17 protein-coding genes are annotated in these 19,866 nt (G+C 42.3%); 9 read left to right on the top strand and 8 right to left on the bottom strand.

Annotated features, from left to right (window positions below):
* Positions 1-57: 57 nt before the first annotated feature.
* Positions 58-885 (bottom strand): 2OG-Fe(II) oxygenase, encoded by an 828-nt coding sequence (locus tag Q3W13_RS11830; RefSeq protein WP_302864017.1) that lies wholly within the window; start codon positions 883-885, stop codon positions 58-60.
* Between the two features lie 285 nt (positions 886-1,170).
* Between Q3W13_RS11830 and Q3W13_RS11825 the strand changes: the two genes are divergently transcribed.
* From Q3W13_RS11825 to Q3W13_RS11805, 5 genes are read left to right on the top strand one after another with little or no spacing between them, the layout of a single operon-like run.
* Positions 1,171-2,433 (top strand): oligosaccharide flippase family protein, encoded by a 1,263-nt coding sequence (locus Q3W13_RS11825; protein WP_302864016.1) that lies wholly within the window; start codon positions 1,171-1,173, stop codon positions 2,431-2,433.
* Positions 2,426-3,361, top strand: coding sequence for a glycosyltransferase family 2 protein (locus tag Q3W13_RS11820; RefSeq protein ID WP_302864014.1), 936 nt, complete (start codon positions 2,426-2,428; stop codon positions 3,359-3,361). The genes Q3W13_RS11825 and Q3W13_RS11820 overlap by 8 nt, the downstream gene beginning before the upstream one ends.
* Positions 3,362-3,370: 9 nt before the next feature.
* Positions 3,371-4,765 (top strand): O-antigen ligase, encoded by a 1,395-nt coding sequence (locus Q3W13_RS11815; protein ID WP_302864013.1) that lies wholly within the window; start codon positions 3,371-3,373, stop codon positions 4,763-4,765.
* A complete protein-coding gene (locus Q3W13_RS11810) occupies positions 4,758-5,453 on the top strand; it encodes a DapH/DapD/GlmU-related protein (protein ID WP_302864011.1) in 696 nt (231 codons plus the stop codon). Before Q3W13_RS11815 ends, Q3W13_RS11810 begins: the two co-directional genes overlap by 8 nt.
* Positions 5,454-6,596 carry a glycosyltransferase family 1 protein gene (locus tag Q3W13_RS11805; protein WP_302864010.1) on the top strand — a complete coding sequence of 381 codons (1,143 nt, stop codon included), beginning with the start codon at positions 5,454-5,456 and terminating at the stop codon, positions 6,594-6,596.
* Here the strand turns inward: Q3W13_RS11805 and Q3W13_RS11800 are convergent.
* Positions 6,574-7,677, bottom strand: coding sequence for a glycosyltransferase (locus Q3W13_RS11800; protein ID WP_302864008.1), 1,104 nt, complete (start codon positions 7,675-7,677; stop codon positions 6,574-6,576). The genes Q3W13_RS11805 and Q3W13_RS11800 overlap by 23 nt on opposite strands.
* A 15-nt stretch (positions 7,678-7,692) precedes the next feature.
* Entirely contained in the window at positions 7,693-8,655 is a 963-nt protein-coding gene (locus tag Q3W13_RS11795; RefSeq protein WP_302864006.1) for an NAD(P)-dependent oxidoreductase, read from the bottom strand.
* A gap of 443 nt (positions 8,656-9,098) precedes the next feature.
* Between Q3W13_RS11795 and Q3W13_RS11790 the strand changes: the two genes are divergently transcribed.
* Positions 9,099-10,331 carry a glycosyltransferase family 4 protein gene (locus Q3W13_RS11790; protein ID WP_302864005.1) on the top strand — a complete coding sequence of 411 codons (1,233 nt, stop codon included), beginning with the start codon at positions 9,099-9,101 and terminating at the stop codon, positions 10,329-10,331.
* 88 nt (positions 10,332-10,419) lie between these two features.
* Positions 10,420-11,730, top strand: coding sequence for a DEAD/DEAH box helicase (locus Q3W13_RS11785; RefSeq protein ID WP_302864004.1), 1,311 nt, complete (start codon positions 10,420-10,422; stop codon positions 11,728-11,730).
* A gap of 36 nt (positions 11,731-11,766) precedes the next feature.
* Here Q3W13_RS11785 and Q3W13_RS11780 read toward each other — a convergent pair whose 3' ends face one another.
* The 4 genes from Q3W13_RS11780 to Q3W13_RS11765 form a co-directional block, all read right to left on the bottom strand.
* Positions 11,767-11,988 carry a VF530 family protein gene (locus tag Q3W13_RS11780; protein ID WP_302864003.1) on the bottom strand — a complete coding sequence of 74 codons (222 nt, stop codon included), beginning with the start codon at positions 11,986-11,988 and terminating at the stop codon, positions 11,767-11,769.
* A 52-nt stretch (positions 11,989-12,040) separates the two neighbouring features.
* Positions 12,041-12,469, bottom strand: a complete 429-nt coding sequence (locus Q3W13_RS11775) for an SRPBCC domain-containing protein (protein ID WP_302864001.1) — start codon at positions 12,467-12,469, stop codon at positions 12,041-12,043.
* Between the two features lie 10 nt (positions 12,470-12,479).
* On the bottom strand, positions 12,480-12,812 hold the full coding sequence (locus Q3W13_RS11770) for a helix-turn-helix transcriptional regulator (protein WP_302863999.1): 333 nt from the start codon (positions 12,810-12,812) through the stop codon (positions 12,480-12,482).
* Between the two features lie 211 nt (positions 12,813-13,023).
* Positions 13,024-13,692: a YdeI/OmpD-associated family protein gene (locus tag Q3W13_RS11765; RefSeq protein WP_302863997.1), complete on the bottom strand. Its 669-nt coding sequence runs from the start codon at positions 13,690-13,692 to the stop codon at positions 13,024-13,026.
* A gap of 151 nt (positions 13,693-13,843) precedes the next feature.
* Here Q3W13_RS11765 and Q3W13_RS11760 point away from each other — a divergent pair, with 151 nt between their 5' ends.
* Positions 13,844-14,452, top strand: coding sequence for an HAD hydrolase-like protein (locus tag Q3W13_RS11760; RefSeq protein WP_302863996.1), 609 nt, complete (start codon positions 13,844-13,846; stop codon positions 14,450-14,452).
* 73 nt (positions 14,453-14,525) lie between these two features.
* On the top strand, positions 14,526-16,133 hold the full coding sequence (locus tag Q3W13_RS11755) for a S41 family peptidase (protein WP_302863995.1): 1,608 nt from the start codon (positions 14,526-14,528) through the stop codon (positions 16,131-16,133).
* Positions 16,134-16,240: 107 nt separating this feature from the next.
* Here Q3W13_RS11755 and smc read toward each other — a convergent pair whose 3' ends face one another.
* Positions 16,241-19,783: a chromosome segregation protein SMC gene (gene smc, locus Q3W13_RS11750; RefSeq protein ID WP_302863992.1), complete on the bottom strand. Its 3,543-nt coding sequence runs from the start codon at positions 19,781-19,783 to the stop codon at positions 16,241-16,243.
* Positions 19,784-19,866 lie beyond the last annotated feature (83 nt).

The raw sequence follows: 19,866 nt of genomic DNA, 5'->3' as shown, positions 1-19,866 counted from the left end.
CAAAAGCGATTGTCAGGCAAATATGCCTACAATTTTACAATTCGACTTATTAATAATTTAGTTATTATTACGCTTTATCAGTTTCTTAGCTGTGCGTACCAATACCGGTGGCATAATGTCTGCTACTATGTCTCTTAGAGTTAGCGGCTCCTTTTCTATATCATTCTTATTTCTGCCTTTAAAGAGCGTTCCATGTGTTTTATTGCTGATCTCACCTTTAGGCCTGCCATTGGAATAATAATATAAAGCCAAAGATTTGCGGCTCCTATCCGGAGGGCATGTAAGCGGATCAGGATGACCATGATAAGAAAAATCGGTGGTCGAAAAAATAGCCACGCGATTAAATATGGGTAACACTTTTCTGTGTGATTTGGTCATTTGCTCGTCCCACAACTCGAAATGCCCGCCGTAACTGTCCTCCCAGTCTTTATTAAGATAAACAAGCAGATTAATTCGGCGATCAAGTTTGGTGAAATCATGCTTATTAAAATCGGCATGAACTTTTAGCAGGCCGCCTGGCTTAATTTCATGATAACCGCCGCCTACAAAATACGGGTCCGGCAATAAAATTTCCTTAATGCTAGTCAGTTCCTGTAAAAACTCAAGTATTGGTTGCGAGTTAAGATAATGAGCAAATGCTTTGGTTACATCGCTAAAATATCTTTCACCTTTAGCTTCAAATTTTTTCTCGTTATGATTATCGTAAGTTATTACATCCTTCTTTTTTGACAAATCCGGAAAATCATTCAACACCTGTGTTAAAATCTCTTCATTAAAAAAATTATCGAAAACGATGCTTGGGAAAGGTTTGGCGTTGAGATATTCCTGCTGTTTATCTCTGGCGAGTTGTTGCAGGTCTTCTATTTCCGGGTTTAGAAAATTCATAAGTAAATTTAATAATTTACGAATATAAATATTCTGGCTGGCTTAGCGACGCAGAATATGCATTGCAGCAGGCATGGCCGTTTTAGGGGTCAGGCCTGCATCTACATTTGTCTAAAACCACTACTTAAAATAATACCAATTGGCTTTTAAATGAAAAATTGTTGTTGGTTAGCCCACGGTATAAAAATATCCATACCCGGCTTAAGCCAAACTACTAAGGCGATTAATTGTAAAACAAACGGCATTTAAGTAAATTCAATTAAATTTGCCCTCAATCTGTATCTATTGAAACGTAACGCAAAGTATTATTACAATAAATTAAAGGCTACCAATATTATTGCCAACTTTTTAAATTTAAGTAGCATACAAATCTCAAATGTACTGCTGCTTATGTTATTGATACCTATCATCACCCGCATTATTGGCATTAAGGAGTTTGGGATCATCATGTTTGCCAGCAAGTTCTCACAATTAGCAGGTTCGGTAATTAATTATGGCACCGGACAATCAGGAGTGCGCGACGTTGCCTTTCATATTAAAGACTCAAAAAAATTAAGTCCCGTCTTTTACAGTAATCTTTTTATCAGAGTTATAATTTTCGCATTATATATTGTACTACTGGTTGTGCTTCAATGGGTTAAAATGGATTATTATCCCTATATCCTGTTTTCAATTCCTATCGCACTTGCCGAAGTAATCAACCCGCTTTGTTTTTTTATCGGCGCCGAACGACTGAAGTTGTTTAACCTGTTAAACCTGCTGTCAAACATCGCCACAATTATTGCCGTTTTTATATTTATCAAAAGCCCGGCAGACTCTATTTGGGTGAATTTTATTCTCGGAGGGGCGAATGCAATTACTTACTTGGGGTTGTTAATTTATTTTGGCAGACAATATGGTCTGAGGTTCAGATTTCCTTCTCTTAATGAACTGATAAATATTGGAAAGGATAATTTTTACCTCACCGTAAATAATATCTCTGTTAACCTGCAGCAATCCATTATCATTTTTGTACTGCCACGCTGGGGATTGGCCGCCTTATTAGGCCCCTACACGCTCTGCGATAAAATTATAGGGCAGTGCAGGATCCTGCTTATCACAGTTTCAAATGCTATTTACCCCAACGCAGCACGGCTGTTTCAACAAAGTACTACGCTTTGGAACGTCTATCGCAAAAAAACCAAATACTTGCTGGCTGGTGTTTTTTTGGCAGGCTCGGTTGTTATTATTACACTGGCGGACCCCATCATATTCATTTTATCGAAAGAGCATAATATTACGGCTATTTTAATTTTAAGGGTGATGGCCCTTGTACCGGTTATGTCAGCATTGAACGTATTGAATGTGCTGGATCTGCTGTTGAAAAATTACACCAACTTTATTTTTCGTATCGCTGTGTTGCTGTTTATTGAATCGGTGATCGTAGCATTCGTTCTGGTCAACATCGGCGGGGCCTTAGCTATTGGATCGTTTACCCTGATAGTTGAAACCAGCGCTGTGCTGATGTACGAATACGCTATTAAAAAACCATACCTGCAAAATGCGTAAACCTGTAGCTGTAATATTACTCAACTGGAATACACCCGAACATACGGCGAATTGCGTTTTGTCGCTTCAGCTATATTGTAACGAGGCATTATTCGATATCATTGTGGTTGATAATGGTTCTGCCGATAACTCTTTATCGGTACTGAAAGTGCAGTTCCCGGATTTAATTTATATTGAAAACAACGAAAATCTTGGCTTTGCCGAAGGGAACAACCGTGCGCTTGTTTACAGTATCGACAGCGGTTATACTTATTCGCTTGTAATGAATACCGATACCGTAGTAGACGAAGACCTGGTTGCCGGCCTGCTGCAGCACATGGAACTTCATCCGGAAGCCGCCGCTGTACAGCCGGCCATTTACTGGATGCACGACAGGGCCAAAATCTGGAACGGCGAAGGCAAATTCAATAAATTTATTGGCAAAACTGTTTCCGATTTATCCATTCCGGATGAAGCTGCCTTAAAAACCTACAAAATCGCCGATTGGGTTACCGGCTGCTGCATGCTGCTGCGGAATCCGGCTTTACAAAAGAGCGGACTGTTCAATAAGCTTTTCTTCCTATATTTCGAAGATGTCGAACTGTCTTTTAAATTGCGCGAAGCGGGCTTTGAAGTGCACTATTTGCCATCAAGCAAAATGTATCATGAAGCAGGAGTATCGGCCAAAATAGCTACACCAAAAAAGGAAGGCAACCTTAGTCCGGTCATACATTATTACGTGAGCCGGAATCATATCTGGATTTTAAGACAATATGGCAATCCTTTTTATTATCCAATTAATCTTGTTTATAATGGTTTTTATTATATCGCCCTGCTTGGATATTTTATTCTAAAACGGCGTAACCAAAAAGCCGGGCTTTTAATTAAAGGGTTGAAAGAGGGATTTTTCACGCCAAAAAAAGTAATTTGGCCTTCACAATACAAGTAACCCGCGAGAATGCTATTTATATTCCCACTTATTTATCTCACCTCGTTCTTTATAGCGTGCCGTGAGATTTTCAAGGGCGAGAAACAGGGCTTGCTGGTATTCGTCATCTTTGGCCTATCTATGTATACTACTGCTATGTCGGTAGCCTTTCTGCTGGGGCTGAAGGATTTTATCCCCGTTTTTCAGTACTTTAAGGAAATATTAGTCCTGGCCACATTAGTGCTTAATCTATTAACGCTCAGTTACCGTCCGCGCTTACACCTGGTTGATTACCTGATACTTGCTTTTTTAGGCTACACTTTTATATTCGCTTTACTACCTATAGGCGAACAGAGTTTTTTCGAAAGGCTGATCGCACTTAAAAGCATGTCTTTCTTTGTTGTGGTGTATTTTACCGGGCGGTTGATGGATATCCGTTCGGTGTACATCAGCAAGTATTTTAATTTCGTCGTATTGCTAACTATTGCCGCCGGGGCTGTGGTTGCTGTAGAAGCGGCTTCTAACCAGCACCTGCAGACCAAAACCGGCTTTGCTGATTACGTTTATTATTTTTTCAATTTTGAGCCCGGCGGCGATTATGGTTTGAGCTGGACCTTCCAATCCGAAGGCGGATACAAGCGTTTCGCTAGTTTTTTTGCAAACCCATTGGAGCATGCATCAGCCACGTTATTGGCTCTGGCAATAATTATAGCCCTTTTTAACCGCGATGACAACAGGTTTAAGCCAAGCGGAATGGGTTGGCTGGCGCTTGGCGGATCGCTTCTTTCTATCATATTTGCCCTGTCCCGTGCCCCTTTTGTAAGTTACTTCCTGATAATCTACGTTTACTCACTGCTTACTAAAAAAAAGTATATCACCCACGCGGTTCATGCTGCACTTGGTGTTGGCTGTATATATTTAATTTATATTTTCACCCGGTTTGGGCAACGGAACAGTGGTATAACCGAAATAGTTGTAAACACCATCGATTTTAGCAACCCATCCAGCGTAGGGCATATTTTAGAGTGGATGGAGGGCCTTGTTTCCATGGTTGAAAAGCCATTCGGACTCGGCCTAGGTACCTCGGGCAGGGTTGCAGGCAGCCTGGGCGAGAACGTGGGCGGAGAGAACCAGTATATTATTATCGGTGTGCAGGCAGGTATTGCCGGTTTGCTAATGTATCTTTCTATTTATATTATGCTGATAAAAACGAGCTTAAAATGGTTCCCGCGGTTAAGCGGTAAAGAAAAAAAAGTTTGCCTCGCGGTTTTATTAATAAAAGTCGGCTTTTTTATCCCCCTGCTTACCTCAGAAGTTGAATCATCATCGTATATTTCATACATGAGCTGGTTTCTGTCAGGATTGTTACTGAGTATAATAATGCAACCGCGCATAGCTGAATTAGTGCCTGTTTCCAATGATTGAATATCTCATCAGAAAATTAAAAAACGACCCCAATTATAAATGGGAAAGTCCGCATTCAACGCGTGACTTAATCAGCATTAGCTGGGTTAGGTTATTGCAGGTTTGGCGAGGGCTATTTTTAAAGCCATTTTTAAAAAAATCCAGCGGGCTGTTATTTGTGGGAACTCATGTTAAAGTGCGGCATGGCTATAAAATAAAAGCAGGCAAAAACCTGATACTGGAAGATAACGTAAGCCTGAACGCCCTTTCTGAAAACGGGATCACCTTCGGCGACAACGTGTCCATAGCCCGCAACTCAATCTTGTTTTGTACCGGTATTATTGCCTACCGCGGCAAAGGAATCACCATTGGCGACCGTACCGGTATAAGCGCCGGAGCTTACTTTGCAGGCCAGGGCGGCATAACCATCGGCAAAGATGTAATTATGGGCCCTAATGTCCAGATTTTTTCAGAGAACCATGCCTACGCCGATACCAGCCGGACAATAAAGGATCAAGGTGTAATTAAACAACCCGTGGCTATTGGAGATAATTGCTGGATTGGCGCAGGTTCTACTATATTGGCTGGGGTAACTTTAGGCGATGGATGCGTTGTAGCTGCCGGCAGTGTGGTCACTAAGTCATTCCCGGACAACTCTGTAATTGCAGGCATACCCGCTAAACTCATAAAAACCAGGGGAGAAAGCTAAATGCATAAGCCTTTAACCATAGCAGTTGATATACGCGATCTGCGCCTGGCAAAAACCGGCACCCGTACTTACCTTGAAGAGCTTTGCCGGGAGTTTAAAAAAATGGAAAGCGCCGAACTGCGCTTTCATTTCCTGGATACATCGCTCCCCGTCTATAACGGGCAAAATAAACTGTTACGATATGTTGAGCATGCCCGGTATCAGTTCTGGAAGCAGTTAATTTTGCCAATAAAGGCATTTTTCCGGCGTTGCGACATTGTGTTTTGTACGGATAATTGCGTTCCTGTTATGCATTTGGGCTATCAAACTATACCTGTCTTCCATGATGCATTTTGTTTTGAATCGCCGGAGGCTTATGGAAAGTTATGGTTATGGCTGTATATGAAAACGGCGGTTCCGGCAGCAAGCCGGTCTCGTTTTGTTATTACGCCTACAGAATGGTCGAAGAAACAGATCCATCATTACACACAGATACCCAATGATAAGCTGGAAGTGATATATGAAGGACCGAAGTATTTAAACGCTGATGAAGCGGCGAACGGAGATACCATGCTCGATAAATTTTCCTTAAAACCGCAGGGCTACATCTTACATGTCGGCTCGATGTTTAAGCGAAAAAATATCCCCGCCCTTATTGAAGCTTTTGCTATTGCAAAACAAACAAGCCCGACCTTAAAACTCGTGCTCGCCGGCCCCAAGCCGGCCAATGAGTTTGACAGTGATTATCGTCTGATCAGGGACGCTATCAAAAAAAACAACCTGAGTGATGAAGTAGTTTTAACCGGCTACTTATCTGATTCCGAATTAGCAGTTATTTATCAAAACGCGTTGTTATATGTTTTTCCATCGACTAACGAAGGTTTCGGCATCCCCGTTTTAGAGGCATTTAAGAATAATTTACCTGTGCTGGTTGCAAACAATACCTGCTTGCCTGAGGTAGGGGGTGATGCGGTTCTGCAATTTGATCCGTTTAATGTGTCCGACATTGCCGACAAAATCAATCTGGTAGCAAATGATCCGGAATTAAGAAGCAGGATGATAGACAAAGGCCGCCAGCGATTAAAACTTTTCTCGTGGCAAAATACCGCAACGCAGTTAATTAATGTGTTCAAAAAAGCGGCTATGCCCCGGCAAATACCCTAACATGCTCGTCAGCAACCATCTCCCAATTAAATACACTTAAGGCACGTTCTTGAGCCCGGGCCGCAAGCGAAAGCATTTCGGGGTAATTGTCCTCGCAATAATTAATTTCTTCAGTTAAAGAACCAATATTACCTTTTTTAAACATGCGGGCGGTGTCCTGCACGGCGTATTGATTTTCCTCAATATCACTTACAATCAACGGAACATTCAGGCCCATCACCGTCAGGACAACGGGCGACAAACCCTCCACATCCGATGGCTGTATGTAACAGTACGCGTTCATCATTAGCGTATTTACATCATCGCCGTAAATGTACCCCGGGAAAACAATCTGTTCATTACCCATACCAAACAAGGTTTGCTCATATGGCGATGGATTAGGCGAGCCCCCTATCAGCACCAGTTTTTTCTTAGAATTTGAATTCTTAAACGCAGGAATAAGATAATGCAAGCCTTTATCAGGTATAAATCTACCGACAAATAAATAATAACTTCCTTTAATAAGATTCAGCTTTTGCAAAATGTCGCTGTTATGCTTTACAGGTTCCACCTCGCTACCAAAAGGGATAAATTTGAACTTTTTATTAAAACGCTCTTCGAATAATCTCTTCGCTATCACGTTGTCAAATATCACTTCGTTAGGTATGTGGGCGGTTATAAATGCGGAAAGCTTTAGATACAGTTTACCATACCAGGGCCATTTATCTCGCTTCCAGTCAACGCCGTCCTGGCTGATGAAAACCTTTTTTCCAAAGATGCGCAGAGGCAGCGCCCAGATGCTGTTACCACCATTTTGGATGTGCACAACGTCCGCTGTGTTGTTTACAATAATATCCCAGGTACATTTAAAGGAATGCAGCAGTGTATCGAAGCCCTTTTTGTTAGTGGTAGTAAGAGTTTTAATTTTTACGCCTTTGTATTCGCTTATGTCGACAAACACATCAGGATAGCGGCGATTATAAGCCACCACACTGTGGCCTCTTTTTACAAGTCGCGGAAATAGTTCTAAAGCAAATTTATCAGCACCCGCGGCGCCCTTTGAAGGCGGTACCGAGCGGAAGCCAAAGGCAGCAATACGCATTATGGCAGAAAATTTTTATAATGCAATTATATCTTCTTTTTCAGAGATATTCTCCTTCACAGAGTAAATGCCTTTTTCCGTTAAAAAGCCGGTGTAATAATCGTCGATATATTCTCTTAAGGCGATTCGCCAATCGCGCATAATATTCATATTTCGCAGCTCCAACTTCCTGTTGATCAGGCGCTCTGATGGCGGCCTGGGTGCGAAATAAGTGTCTTTAAAATAGTTTGATGAAACTTCGTGGAAAGTAACCTCATCTTCCAGATCAAGTATCTTTACCAGTTCTTCGGCAACCTCGCGCCTGCTGGTTTCGCCGTTGCATACCAGGTTATATAAGCCCCAATACTCTTTTTCAATCAGCAGCTTTACGTTTTTTGCAAAGTCAACTGTAAAGGTTGGCGTTCCGTCTTTATCATTAACAATGTACAGGTCGCGTTTACCGGCAGCTAATTGCTTGATTATCTTATTGATGAACTTTTTGTCCTTGTCAGGCCCGCCCCCCATCATCCATCCTGCCCGGCAAATTATATAGCGTCTTGCGTTTTCGCGCACATAACGCTCACCCATGTATTTGGAGCGGGCATAATGGCCCAGCGGATTAGGCTCATCCCAGTCGTCGTAAAAGTCTTTGGTACCGTCAAAAATGCCTGCCGTACTGATGTATAATAAAGGAATATCTAAATTATTAGCTATAAAAACAGCATTTTCGACTGCCGTGGTATTTGTAAGGTAAGTATCCTCAAGATTGAGCTCACAAAACTCAAGATCGGTGTGGGCGCCAAGGTGAAAAAGATAATCAGGATTAAATTTTTCTACCTCTTTTTTATACTTGTCAAAGTCTCTGAAATCCAGAAAACTAAGCCATTTTTCATTTACATCCTTATCAGTGCACTTAACTTCATAGTCGTCTTTAAATATGCGATAAAAGGCTTCTCCGAGCATTCCGCCCGAGCCGGCAATGTAAATCTTTTTCTTCATATAAATGTTAAAACCATAAGGGCGAATCTGGTAGCTGATTCAACAAGTGCGACAGGTATAGATGTCTTCACTTGCCAAAATTAACTTTTTTTGACTTACATACCAGAATATTTTTCTAAAACCGTTAACAATTAGGACGATTAATTCAAATTCTTTGATTTTTAGTACAGTTAAATAAAATTTCAGCAACTAAAAATAACGTTAATTTTACCGTTAAAATTTTAAAAGCTCATTAAAACCAAGTTTAATTAATACGGAGGTATGCATCGTTACGCTACAGCAATTTCCATAGGGCGGTGGTCACCTAAAAATAGTTCTGAAAACGCAACGCAAAATTAATGTAAACAATTCTCCAAATTTTAAACTTCTAAATTTTATCACGCTATATCATCTAATACAAGCATCTTTGACTTTTGTTTTATTGAATTAACAATTTAGCCCGAATGAATATTCTTGTTGTACATCGTGCATGGTATCCAACCGGCGGTGACTGGACATACGTTGAAAATGTGGTAAATATTTATGAGCAAAAAGGGCATACTGTTATTCCTTTCTCCATGCATGATGACCGGAACGCGCCATCAGCTTACAGCGAGTATTTTATTGAAAACATAGATTATAAAAACGTCAACAAACGAAGTCTGACTGCGGGTATTAAGGTGGTTATGAAAAGTATATATTCTTTTGAGGCACAACGCAACCTCGAAAGGCTTTTGGATAATGTTAAGATAGATTTCGCGCATCTGAATGTCATTCATCATTACATTACGCCAACCATCTTAAAAATTTTAAAAAAAAGAAATATTCCTATTATCTGGACGCTTCATGAATATACCCCGATTTGCCCGGACAGCATTTTTGTAAGCCATGGCGAGGTTTGTGAACGCTGTTATGGCGGTAAATTTTATAATTGCATCACCCATTCCTGCAAAAAGGGATCGTACCTGGCCAGCACGGTTGCAGCTCTTGAAAATTATATTCATAAATACCTCAATTACTACGAATATGTAGATTATTATATATGCGCATCCAATTTCCAGATGCAGAAGTATAAGCAATTCGGTTTTTTTAATGAAAAGCTGGTACAGATTTATCATGGCTACGATTACGCCACCGTAGAGTTAGCCAGGAAAACCTCCGGTAAAACTGAGGAAAAATACATAGTTTTTGTAGGCCGGCTGGAAAAAATAAAAGGCGCACATACGTTATTGCAAGCGATGCTTTCACATCCGCGCATCAAATTAAAAATTGTTGGCGACGGCGGACAGGAAGCAGAATTACTGGCTTTCAAAGAGGCGAACAGGCTGGATAACGTACACTTCCTGGGCAAAAAGGACAAGCTGGAACTTTTAAAGATCATTAACGGCTCCGAGTTCCTGATTTGCCCGTCAGAATGTTATGAAGTTTTAGGTTTTACGGTTGTAGAAGCAATGGCCATGGGTAAACCTGTTATAGGCGCCGCGATCGGCGGCATACCCGAGATGGTAATCGACAATTACACCGGTTTACTTTTCCAGCCCGGCAATTCAGCACAACTCGCAACTTATATCGGCACCCTATATAATGACCAGGCGCTGATAGCGGAAATGGGCAAAAACGCTGAGGTACACATTAATAAAATTGTTAATAACGAAGATCATTTTAAAAACCTGCAGAAGCTGGTGCCGGGATTGTAAGCTATCTAACGAAGCCATCCGGATATTACCTACCCAAACTCTGCATAAAACGGTACTTTTGCAACTTAAGTAAATAAAAAAAAGCAGGATGGCGTGGCCAGAAAAACTAAAGCTCAATAAACAGCTCATAAAAACAATCACCGAAAAGGGGTTAACAAGCCCGAAAGACGTTCAGCAGAAAACACTGGCGCGCATCTATGGCGGACAGGATGTTGTTATTTCCGGTCCGGACGGCTGCGGAAAAACCACTGCCTACGTCCTGGCCGTACTTAACCGTATCAGGTTCAATCCTGAAGGTGTGCCGCTGGTACTGATTCTTGTACCTTCCAAAGAAAATGTACTGGCAGTTGTTGGTGAATTTGAACGGCTTGGCAGTAACAAACAACTTTCGGTTGTAGGCCTCTACCCTGCCCCCGGCACAGAAAACCAGATGGACGCGCTGGCCGAAGGCGCCGACATAGTAGTGGCGACTCCCGAGCGTGCACGCGCTATATACTTAAAGCTGGGGCTCAATTTAAATAAGATTGAGCTTCTGATTATTGATGATGCTGATTTGATCGTAAAACAGGGCCTCCAGTTGCCCGTAACCGAATTGGCCAACAGCATCACCAAATGCCAGCACCTGGTATTTACAAGTGTAATTCATGATAAGCTAAACAGGATGATTGAGCCTTTTATGCAATCGGCTGCTGTTGTGGAAATTGATGAAAGCGGCGAAAGCAAGATGGAAACATTGCCGCAGCTTTTATATCATGTTCCCAATTTTACAACCAAGCTCAATTTGCTCAGCCTGTTTATGCAGGATTCCGAAGTATTTACTAAAACAGCCATTTTTGTAAATACCCGCCAAACCGCCGAAAAGATCTATCAAACCTTGCAAAATCGACGCGCTAAAACAGTTGGGCTGCTAAATTCCTGGTCTGCAGAACTGGCTAATATCGCCTCAGTTGACGATTTTAAACACGACACCAACACCAGGGTAATGATAATTTGCGATGTAGAAAAAGAAGCACTTGATTTGCACGGCATCCCATTCATTATAAATTTTGAGATACCGGCTACCACGGGAGTATTTATAAACAGGATAAAAGCAGACACCTCCGCCGGCGGAGACGAAACAATGGTGCTAACTTTTGCTACCGATATTGAACTAACTGATGTGAAACGGATAGAACAGGCTATCGGTTATAAAATCCAGACAGGCGAACTGCCAGAGGCGCTTATTATCGGTGAGGCAAAAAAGTCTCCTTTGGAAATTAAACCCGAGCCTTCAAAAACCAAACCTTCAATCAGCACCACCGGCGACGCATTCCAGCAAAAGAAACCAGAAAATGCCAAAACTTACAATTACGGCGCCGGTGTTAAAGCAAAAATGAGTAAGAAGAAAAAGCACGGGTAAAAACAGGTGCAAACTTAAAGGTTGGCTAAGTTTGACTCATTTAAACCGGGTGTTTAAATATAAATCCTCGACCTTCTTCCTTGCCCAGGGAGTCTTGCGCAAAAAAGTAAGGCTTGATTTGATGCTGGGGTTATCCAAAAAGCAATTAATGCGAATGCGGTAACCCAGCTCAGGCCAGCCGTAATAGGCAACCAGCTCATTCAATATCATTTCGAGGGTTTTACCATGAAGCTTATTGTTTGGCTGTTGCTCTGTCATTCGGCAAAATTAACAGCAGAAGCGCAAATGCTGCGCCTCTGCCAATAAAATATTATTCCTTTTCCAGGTAATTTTTAAGAGATGTGCCGGTAATGTACGTCCAGCCTTTGGTAAAGCTTTCTCTTGAAAAGTCCTTGGTTACCTGCGGGAAGGTGTGCAAGCCGGTATGGGTTAACTTTACGCGGCTTTTACCACCCTCATCAAAAATCTCCCAGGTTACAAAAGACTCGCCGGGATAACCATCGTATTGCCAGCTATGCGTAAGCTTTTTACCGGGAACGACCTCAGTAATTTTGCAAAGATGCAGGTACTGTTGCTCCGGCGATCCGCCCCAGAATTGAAATTCAAAGCCAACTTCGGGCTTAAACTCCTTCAGGTCGAAATACCATTCCTTCATTTTGTCTTTGTTGGTAATAGCTTGCCAAACACGGTCGGCAGTAGCGTTATAAGTCTGCTCAATAACAAATGGTTCTGTGTTCATAGTTTTTTGATTATTTAGTTTTCAGATTTTCGTTCTGTGTCTCTTTCTCCAGGAAATCACCTAATGCGTCCAGCTTTTCACTCCAAAATCTGCGGTATTGCTCTACCCAGGCCGATACCTCATTCAGCCTGCTAAAATTAGCCTTGCAATACCTGTCCCGGCCTTCCTGTTTAATAGTTATCAATCCGCATTGCGTTAAAATTTTGATGTGTTTAGATACGGCCGGGCGGCTGATCTCAAAATTATCGGCAATAGCGTTGAGATTCAATGATTGCTTAGCCAGCAGTCCAATAATCTCTCGTCGTGTGGGGTCGGCAATCGCCTGGAAAACATCTCTGCGCATATTTATGAAACCTTTCAGTTACAAATATATGCGAAACCATTTGGTTACACAAAATTAAATTTCAAATTTTTAAAAATAGGTTCAGGCACTACCGACTAAAACTTTTAAACGAAGTTGGGTTCACGCGTAGTTGACAGATGTATCAGCTTTTCAAAGTGATAAAACGAAAAAGGGGCATAGAGCGCCCCATCCCTACGTGCATAAATGAGGTTTACTTTTCCGACGGATTCTTCTTGCCTGCCGATAGCTTTTCAACCAGCCTGAGCAGCCGCTCGTTCTTTGTTTTTTCCTGCCTGGCAGATAATATCCAAATCACATATTCCTTTTTATTATTATAAGAAAGTTTTTGATAAAATTCCATAGCGGCAGGTACCGGTGTTAATATGTCCTGCATTTCGGCAGGCAGCTTAATTTGCTTGTTATCTACATCGATGTAATTGGCATAGTCATTCTTTTTGATTTCCTGGTTGCACGAGTCCGAAACCTTTGATTGCCCTATGGGCCTGAAACGTAATGCAGTCCAGGTTTGGTCAATGGCTGCCGCTGCCACGCCGTTATAACCATAATGAGCAAGTTCATCCCAGCTACTCATCATTTCCAAATCCGAGGGAATGCCTGAGCTTTTCTTAGGATAGGTTATCCAAAAGATGGTATCAGGTTTTAAAAACGGCATAATGATTTTTAAGCGGTCTTTTAATTCAGCGCTGTTTTTTACAAATAGTTGTACGCCGTCAAAATCGCCGTCTAAATCAAAAACTGCCTTGGCTTCTTCGGGCATTGGATTCATCATCGCCAAATAATTTTCAGGTGCATCATAAAACAGCCAGCGTTTACCAGGTTTTACCTGCAATTTTTTTGCGACAGCGCTAATTACATCCATGGTTTATAATGTGTTCATAGCAAATGTAGGCAAGGCGGTTATTATCTTTACAAAAAATTTATATCAGCGCAAAAAACCGCAATTATGGAGAAGATGCGGGGGCGGCGATGCTTAGGCTAAGGCCGTTCTGATATTAAATAATGTACCTGCAATGAATTATACTGATATCGACAGCCGGAAACAGGCATTTATATTTGAGTTGGATGATGTGCTTTACCCTGAAAAGGATTATTTATATCAGGTTTATTACCTATTCGGCGGGCTTTTGGAATATACAACCCTGATTGACGCTAAGCAGACAACCGACCTGATGATTGATACGTATATTACCGCGGGAAAAGAACTGGTATTTGACAATTTGAAAGCAAAATTGCAGGTAGATGAAAAATACCGGGCCGGGCTAAGGGACTTAATGATAACCGCCAGGCTGCCGCTAAAGCTGCTTCTTTATCAAAACATGCTGAATTTACTGCAGGATATTGTTGTCGACCGAAAGAAAATATTTATAGTTACCAACGGTAACCGCGAAATGCAGCTAAATAAGATAAAGCAAACAGAATGGCACGGCCTGGAGCAGTATTTAACCGTGTACTTTACAGACGAATTTAAGCCAAAGCCCGAATCTGATGTTATTGACTTATTGATAAAAGATTATAACTTGCAGCGGCGCGAAATATTGATGATTGAAAACTCCGAAACAGACAGGATTTGTGCAGAAGCGAGCGGCATTGATTATTTAAACGTCAACAATTTTTTATAAGCCGGAATAATAACATAGTTTATTTATTTCCGTTTAAATACCTGTTTGAAAAGAAACTACTTACATAATTGATATGAGGAAAATATTTTACTTAGTTATTATTTTGTCAGCCGGATTAATATCATCCTGCAAAAAAGATAAAAAAATTACCGGGGGCAGCACCGGTGGTGGTACAGACCTTACGCAGCCATCAAAAGACGGGACAACCATCCAGCTTGCCCAGGATTCGATCTGGCTGTATGCTAAGGAAAATTATTTGTGGAATGACCAGTTACCCAGCTATGCTGACTTTAAGCCGCGTTCATTTACCAATTCCGCTCCCTTGACAGCGCTGTCAAACGAGATGGATGCACTATCGCAGTATGCCATAAACCCTGCGACCGGTAAACCCTACGAATACTACAAATATGATCCGGGCCGGGCAAAATATTCGTTTATTGACGATGGTACAGAGACGGGCGCCCTGAATGGTGTAAAGGGAGACTTTGGTTTTGATTATAACTACAATGCGGTTGATGATATCCGCTTCGTTTACGTGTATCCAGGCTCACCGGCTGCTTTGGCAGGCATACGGCGGGGTTACCGCATCATGAGTGTGAACAACAACTCAAATATTTCTTACGACGGCGTTTCCGGCGGCCATACCTATGGAGATGGCTCTGGCACCAACTTAAATTATGTATATAACTCAGTATTTAACAGCGGAACGATTAAGATGTCCGTCAAAAAGCCGGACGGAACTACGTTCGATGTCAATCTGAGCGCAGCAACTTACACTGTTAACCCCGTTTTAAAAGATACCGTATTGGATGTTGGCGGCGGCAAAAAAATTGGTTATTTTGTATTTAACAGCTTTACGTCAGATGCTAATGCCGACCCAAAACTGGATGCTGTGTTTGCTAAATTCGCTACTGCCAATGTTACCGACGTAGTTGTGGATTTACGCTATAATGGCGGCGGTTATGTTTCTACAGCAGAATATATCGACAATTACCTGGTGCCATCTGCTAAGAATGGTAGTTTAATGTACACTACTACCTTTAACAGCATACTGACATCGAATACAGAAACACTGCTGAAAAATCAGGTGCGCCGTGACGGCAATGGCAGTTTATATAACCTTTCACAAATTGACTACTCATTAAATTCGCAGTACAACAAGCCTAACTTCGTTAAGAAGGGGTCGTTGAATGTGAACCGTGTATTTTTTATTATAACCGGCAGCACTGCATCAGCAAGCGAGCTTACTATCAACAACCTGCGCCCCGTTGTAGATGTGCAGTTAATCGGCGAGCAAAGCTATGGCAAGCCTGTAGGCTTCTTTGATATTAATATAAATAAGTATACCATGTTTACGCCGGAGTTTGAAACTAAAAACGCTGCCGGACAGGGTGGTTACTATGATGGCATGACTCCGGGTTCCGGTGGTTACAACGGCATTAATGATTTTGATGATTTCACTGTCGAATTCGGCGATCCGTCAGAAGCATTGCTGGCTCACGCTATTAACTATGTAAAAACAGGCACTTTCGGCACCGCTAAAAGAGTGATCCAAAGTATTTCAGCAGACGCGAGTAAAACATTCTCACTTGCCGCTTCCCACGATAAATCTATCGAGTTGAACAAACACAAGTTCCAGGGTATGGTGTTTAATTTTAAGAAAGTGAAGCTGAAGAAGTAGGTAAAGGCTAAAGGTAAAGGGTGAAAGGATGCCAATTTGCGTGCCTTTCACCCTTTTATTATATACGGTTACAGGCGTTTTATACCGGCCGGTTCACCTTCACTTCGCTAATCGGCTAATTCCCTTAAGTCAACAGCGACTACACGGGATATTCCTTGCTCTACCATGGTTACACCATAAATTATGTCGGTGCTGGCAATAGTGCGTTTATTGTGGCTGATGATGATGAACTGTGACTCTTTGGAAAATTCCCTGATGATATTATTGAACTTATCGATGTTGGTATCATCAAGGGGCGCATCAACCTCATCGAAAATACAGAATGGCGCCGGCTTAAGCAGGTAAAGCGAGAACAGGATAGCAGTTGCTGTTAATGTTTTCTCGCCGCCTGATAGCTGATTGATAGATAGCGGGCGCTTGCCTTTCGGTTTCGCGATAATATCTATATCGGAATCGAGCGGGCTTTGGGGGTCGGTCAGTATCAGGTCGCATGAATCTTCTTCGTTAAACAGGGAGCGGAATACCTTGATAAAATTTTCTCTCACCAATGTAAACGAGGTCATGAACTTTTCTTTAGCCGTATCATCAATTTCCTGGATCGTAGCCAGCAAAGAGGCTTTCGCATCGCTCAAATCTTTCTTTTGCGCCTGGATGAAGGTGTAACGTTCATTCATCTCGTTATATGCTTCAACGGCCATCGGGTTAATGGCGCCAAACTCATCAAGGCGTTTTTTAAGACGCTCTGCCTTTTCTCTTATATCCTGCTCATCTTCGCCTTCGCCAATTTCAGCTTCCGGTAAATCCTGTATATCGATATTAAATTCTACGGATAAGCGCTCTTTTAAAGCATTCAATTCCAGCTTCAGGTTATTCCGTTCATCCTTCAGCTCGTTTTCTACCAGCTCAGCATTATCCTTTTTCTTTCGCAATGCCGATATTTCTTCCTCCGTTTCACTGATCTTTCCGCGCCATGCGTAATATTCCTGCTCCGCCTGCTGGGTTGCTTTCTCCAGTAACTCCTTTTGCTCGTACATCCCGAGCAAATCATCGTCTGAATTGTCAGACTGTTGCAGGTTTTCCTGTATCGCAAGCTTTACTTTTTCCAGTTCGGCGGCGTTCACCTGTATCCGGCCTTCCAGGTTTTCTTTTTGCGATTCGCGGTAATCTAAATCTTTAATCAATCCCGATACCTTGTTCTGCTGCTGATGGAAGCGGATATTCTCCTGGTTATAGGCATTTGATTTTACTGAGACATATTCGTTCAGCTCGTTAAAAGCCTGTTGCTTTTCGGTTAGTAATTCGCCCTGGGTTTGCCTTTGTGCCTTTAAATCCTCAAGTTGTGGTATCAGCGCCTGCGTTTCCTCTTTTATGCTTTCAATTTTACGGGCGATATCTTCTTTACGGTTGAGGCTGTTCTCAATAAAGGTTTGGTATTGCTCCTGCCGGGTTTTGACGGTGATCAACTCTGTGTTGAGCAGGTTAAGTTCGTGTTGTTTTTGCTTGATTTCGGCAGCTTTCCCGGCAGCTTTTAATTCAGTGAGCCTGGTTTGCAAAGCATCAAAACGCGCTTTTAATTCAGCAACCTCCAGATCGATCAGTTTAATAACTTTTAGCAAAGCCTCCAGGTTTTTGGCGCGACCGATCCGCTTACCCTCGAATAGCCCTACCGAGCCGCCTGCCATGGTATGCTTTGCCTTATTAAACTTACCGCTCTTGCCTATTAATACCACGCCATCGGGTAACGAGCTGTTGTTTAGCGCATGGTCATTATCATCGTTCACAAGGTAAACGTTCTTAAGCAAGTGTTCGCAAAGCGGCTGGTACTGGCGTTCCACTTCCACTACGTTTAAAGCCGGGATAGCACCTTCCAACTCCGGCTTCTCCGAAAAACCTGGTGTGATTTCATAACTATCCAGCACAAAAAACTGAGCGCGTCCCTGTGCGGCTTTGCTGAGCAGGTTGATGGCTTTTATTGCCTCAGTGTAGTTAGAAACCACGTAATGGTTCATTAGCGGCTCCAGGTAATTCTCAATCGCTACGCGGTATTCTTCACGACAAAACAAGATGTCGCTGAATAGCGGCGCATTCTTAGACCACTCTGTATTCTTTTTCAAAAAACGTATCGACTCCGGGAAACCCTCCAGGTTGTCGACCATGCTTTTAGTAAGATTGTACTCATTTTGTTTAGCATCCAGCTTGCGGCTTTCCCGGATAATGGTTTCCTGTACCGTATGCAGCTCTGCCTCCGCCGATGCTATTTGCTCTTGCAGCTTTGTTTCAAAATCAACAGCCTCGCTATAGTCCCTTTCAGCAGCCTCAACGCGTTGCTTTAAATTATCAACTACCGTATTAAAATGCGAAAGTTCTGCCTCTTTATTAGTGGCATCTTCCATATTGCGCTGGCTTTCCTGTTCCAGGGCCTGCTCCTGTATTTTTAGGATATCAAGGTCTTTTTCGGCTTTATAGGCCTGGTTTTGCAGGCGGGTATTTATATTGGTAAGCTCAGTTAGTCCGGCACGCTCTTCGGCCTGCTGCGCTCGAAGATCATCAACAGCTTCCTTTAAATCCGCAACCTGTGCCCGCACTTTTTCAAGAGTTTCATCCTCCTGGAGCTTCTCTTCCGATAAACGCTTGATGTTGTACAAGACGTGGTTGAGCTGGGTTTTGTCCTTTTCCAGTTCTTCCGTTAGCCTCGTCTCCTTATCCTGCTGAAATTTAAGCTGCTCGTTCTTTATCTTTTTTTCGCTTTCGTAAGCCCGGATCTTCGATACATATTCGTTAGTGGCTTTTTGCTGTACCGACAGATTTTTTTCCTTGGTTAAGCTATCCAGCTTTTGCTGCTGCAACGATGCTTCGAGCGTGTCAATCTGCGTAACAATACCTGACTTGCCTTCCTTGTGCTTTTGCTCCTGTTCTTCTATCCTGCTCAATGATTCGCTGAAGGAAGCTATCCTGAATGATGCAAGCGTAATGCTTAGGGCCTTATATTGCTCCTTCAGCTGGTAATATCTCTCTGTCTTTTTAGCCTGGTTCTCCAGCGTCTTCAGGTTCTTCTCTATTTCAAACAGCAGGTCTTCTACCCTTTCCAGGTCGGCCTCGGTGTCTTTAAGCTTACTGAAGGTTTGTTTTTTGCGCAACTTGTATTTAGAGATGCCTGAAGCTTCTTCGAATAAATTACGACGCGAACCTTCTTTATTGGTGATGATTTCATCTATCATTTTAAGTTCAATGATAGAATAGGAATCGGCGCCAATTCCGGTATCCAAAAACAAGTCGGTAATATCCTTCAGCCTGCACTGCACGTCATTCAGGCGGTACTCACTTTCCCCGCTGCGGTATAGCCTGCGTGTCAGGGTTACCTGCGAAAAATCAGTCGGGAGGATATTTTTAGTATTATCGAAGGTGAGGGAAACTTCGGCAAGATTAGCTGCTTTACGGCTCCTGGTTCCGTTAAATATAACGTTGTCCATTTTTTCGGAGCGCAGCATACGGGTGCTTTGCTCGCCCAGCACCCAGCGGATAGAATCCACCACGTTGGATTTCCCGCAGCCGTTAGGACCAACAATCGCAGTTACACCTTCGTTAAAGTTAATAGTAATTTTGTCGCCAAAGCTCTTAAACCCTTTGATTTCTAACTTAGTAAGCTGCATTTACGTTGTCCCGTTCCTTAAAAATCCGAACCTGTAAAGTAATTATAAAAAATTCATTTTTCCATGCCTTTTTTAAGGCGAAA

Source organism: Mucilaginibacter sp. L3T2-6 (assembly GCF_030519355.1).
Lineage (GTDB): Bacteria > Bacteroidota > Bacteroidia > Sphingobacteriales > Sphingobacteriaceae > Mucilaginibacter.
This window is presented reverse-complemented; position numbering and strand designations above follow the sequence as displayed.

Coding starts and splice junctions, on each gene's coding strand:
- Q3W13_RS11830 (WP_302864017.1), bottom strand. CDS start 885: ATGAATTTTCTAAACCCGGAAATAGAAGACCTGCAACAACTCGCCAGA.
- Q3W13_RS11820 (WP_302864014.1), top strand. CDS start 2,426: ATGCGTAAACCTGTAGCTGTAATATTACTCAACTGGAATACACCCGAA.
- Q3W13_RS11815 (WP_302864013.1), top strand. CDS start 3,371: ATGCTATTTATATTCCCACTTATTTATCTCACCTCGTTCTTTATAGCG.
- Q3W13_RS11810 (WP_302864011.1), top strand. CDS start 4,758: ATGATTGAATATCTCATCAGAAAATTAAAAAACGACCCCAATTATAAA.
- Q3W13_RS11805 (WP_302864010.1), top strand. CDS start 5,454: ATGCATAAGCCTTTAACCATAGCAGTTGATATACGCGATCTGCGCCTG.
- Q3W13_RS11800 (WP_302864008.1), bottom strand. CDS start 7,677: ATGCGTATTGCTGCCTTTGGCTTCCGCTCGGTACCGCCTTCAAAGGGC.
- Q3W13_RS11795 (WP_302864006.1), bottom strand. CDS start 8,655: ATGAAGAAAAAGATTTACATTGCCGGCTCGGGCGGAATGCTCGGAGAA.
- Q3W13_RS11790 (WP_302864005.1), top strand. CDS start 9,099: ATGAATATTCTTGTTGTACATCGTGCATGGTATCCAACCGGCGGTGAC.
- Q3W13_RS11785 (WP_302864004.1), top strand. CDS start 10,420: ATGGCGTGGCCAGAAAAACTAAAGCTCAATAAACAGCTCATAAAAACA.
- Q3W13_RS11780 (WP_302864003.1), bottom strand. CDS start 11,988: ATGACAGAGCAACAGCCAAACAATAAGCTTCATGGTAAAACCCTCGAA.
- Q3W13_RS11775 (WP_302864001.1), bottom strand. CDS start 12,469: ATGAACACAGAACCATTTGTTATTGAGCAGACTTATAACGCTACTGCC.
- Q3W13_RS11770 (WP_302863999.1), bottom strand. CDS start 12,812: ATGCGCAGAGATGTTTTCCAGGCGATTGCCGACCCCACACGACGAGAG.
- Q3W13_RS11765 (WP_302863997.1), bottom strand. CDS start 13,692: ATGGATGTAATTAGCGCTGTCGCAAAAAAATTGCAGGTAAAACCTGGT.
- Q3W13_RS11760 (WP_302863996.1), top strand. CDS start 13,844: ATGAATTATACTGATATCGACAGCCGGAAACAGGCATTTATATTTGAG.
- Q3W13_RS11755 (WP_302863995.1), top strand. CDS start 14,526: ATGAGGAAAATATTTTACTTAGTTATTATTTTGTCAGCCGGATTAATA.
- smc (WP_302863992.1), bottom strand. CDS start 19,783: ATGCAGCTTACTAAGTTAGAAATCAAAGGGTTTAAGAGCTTTGGCGAC.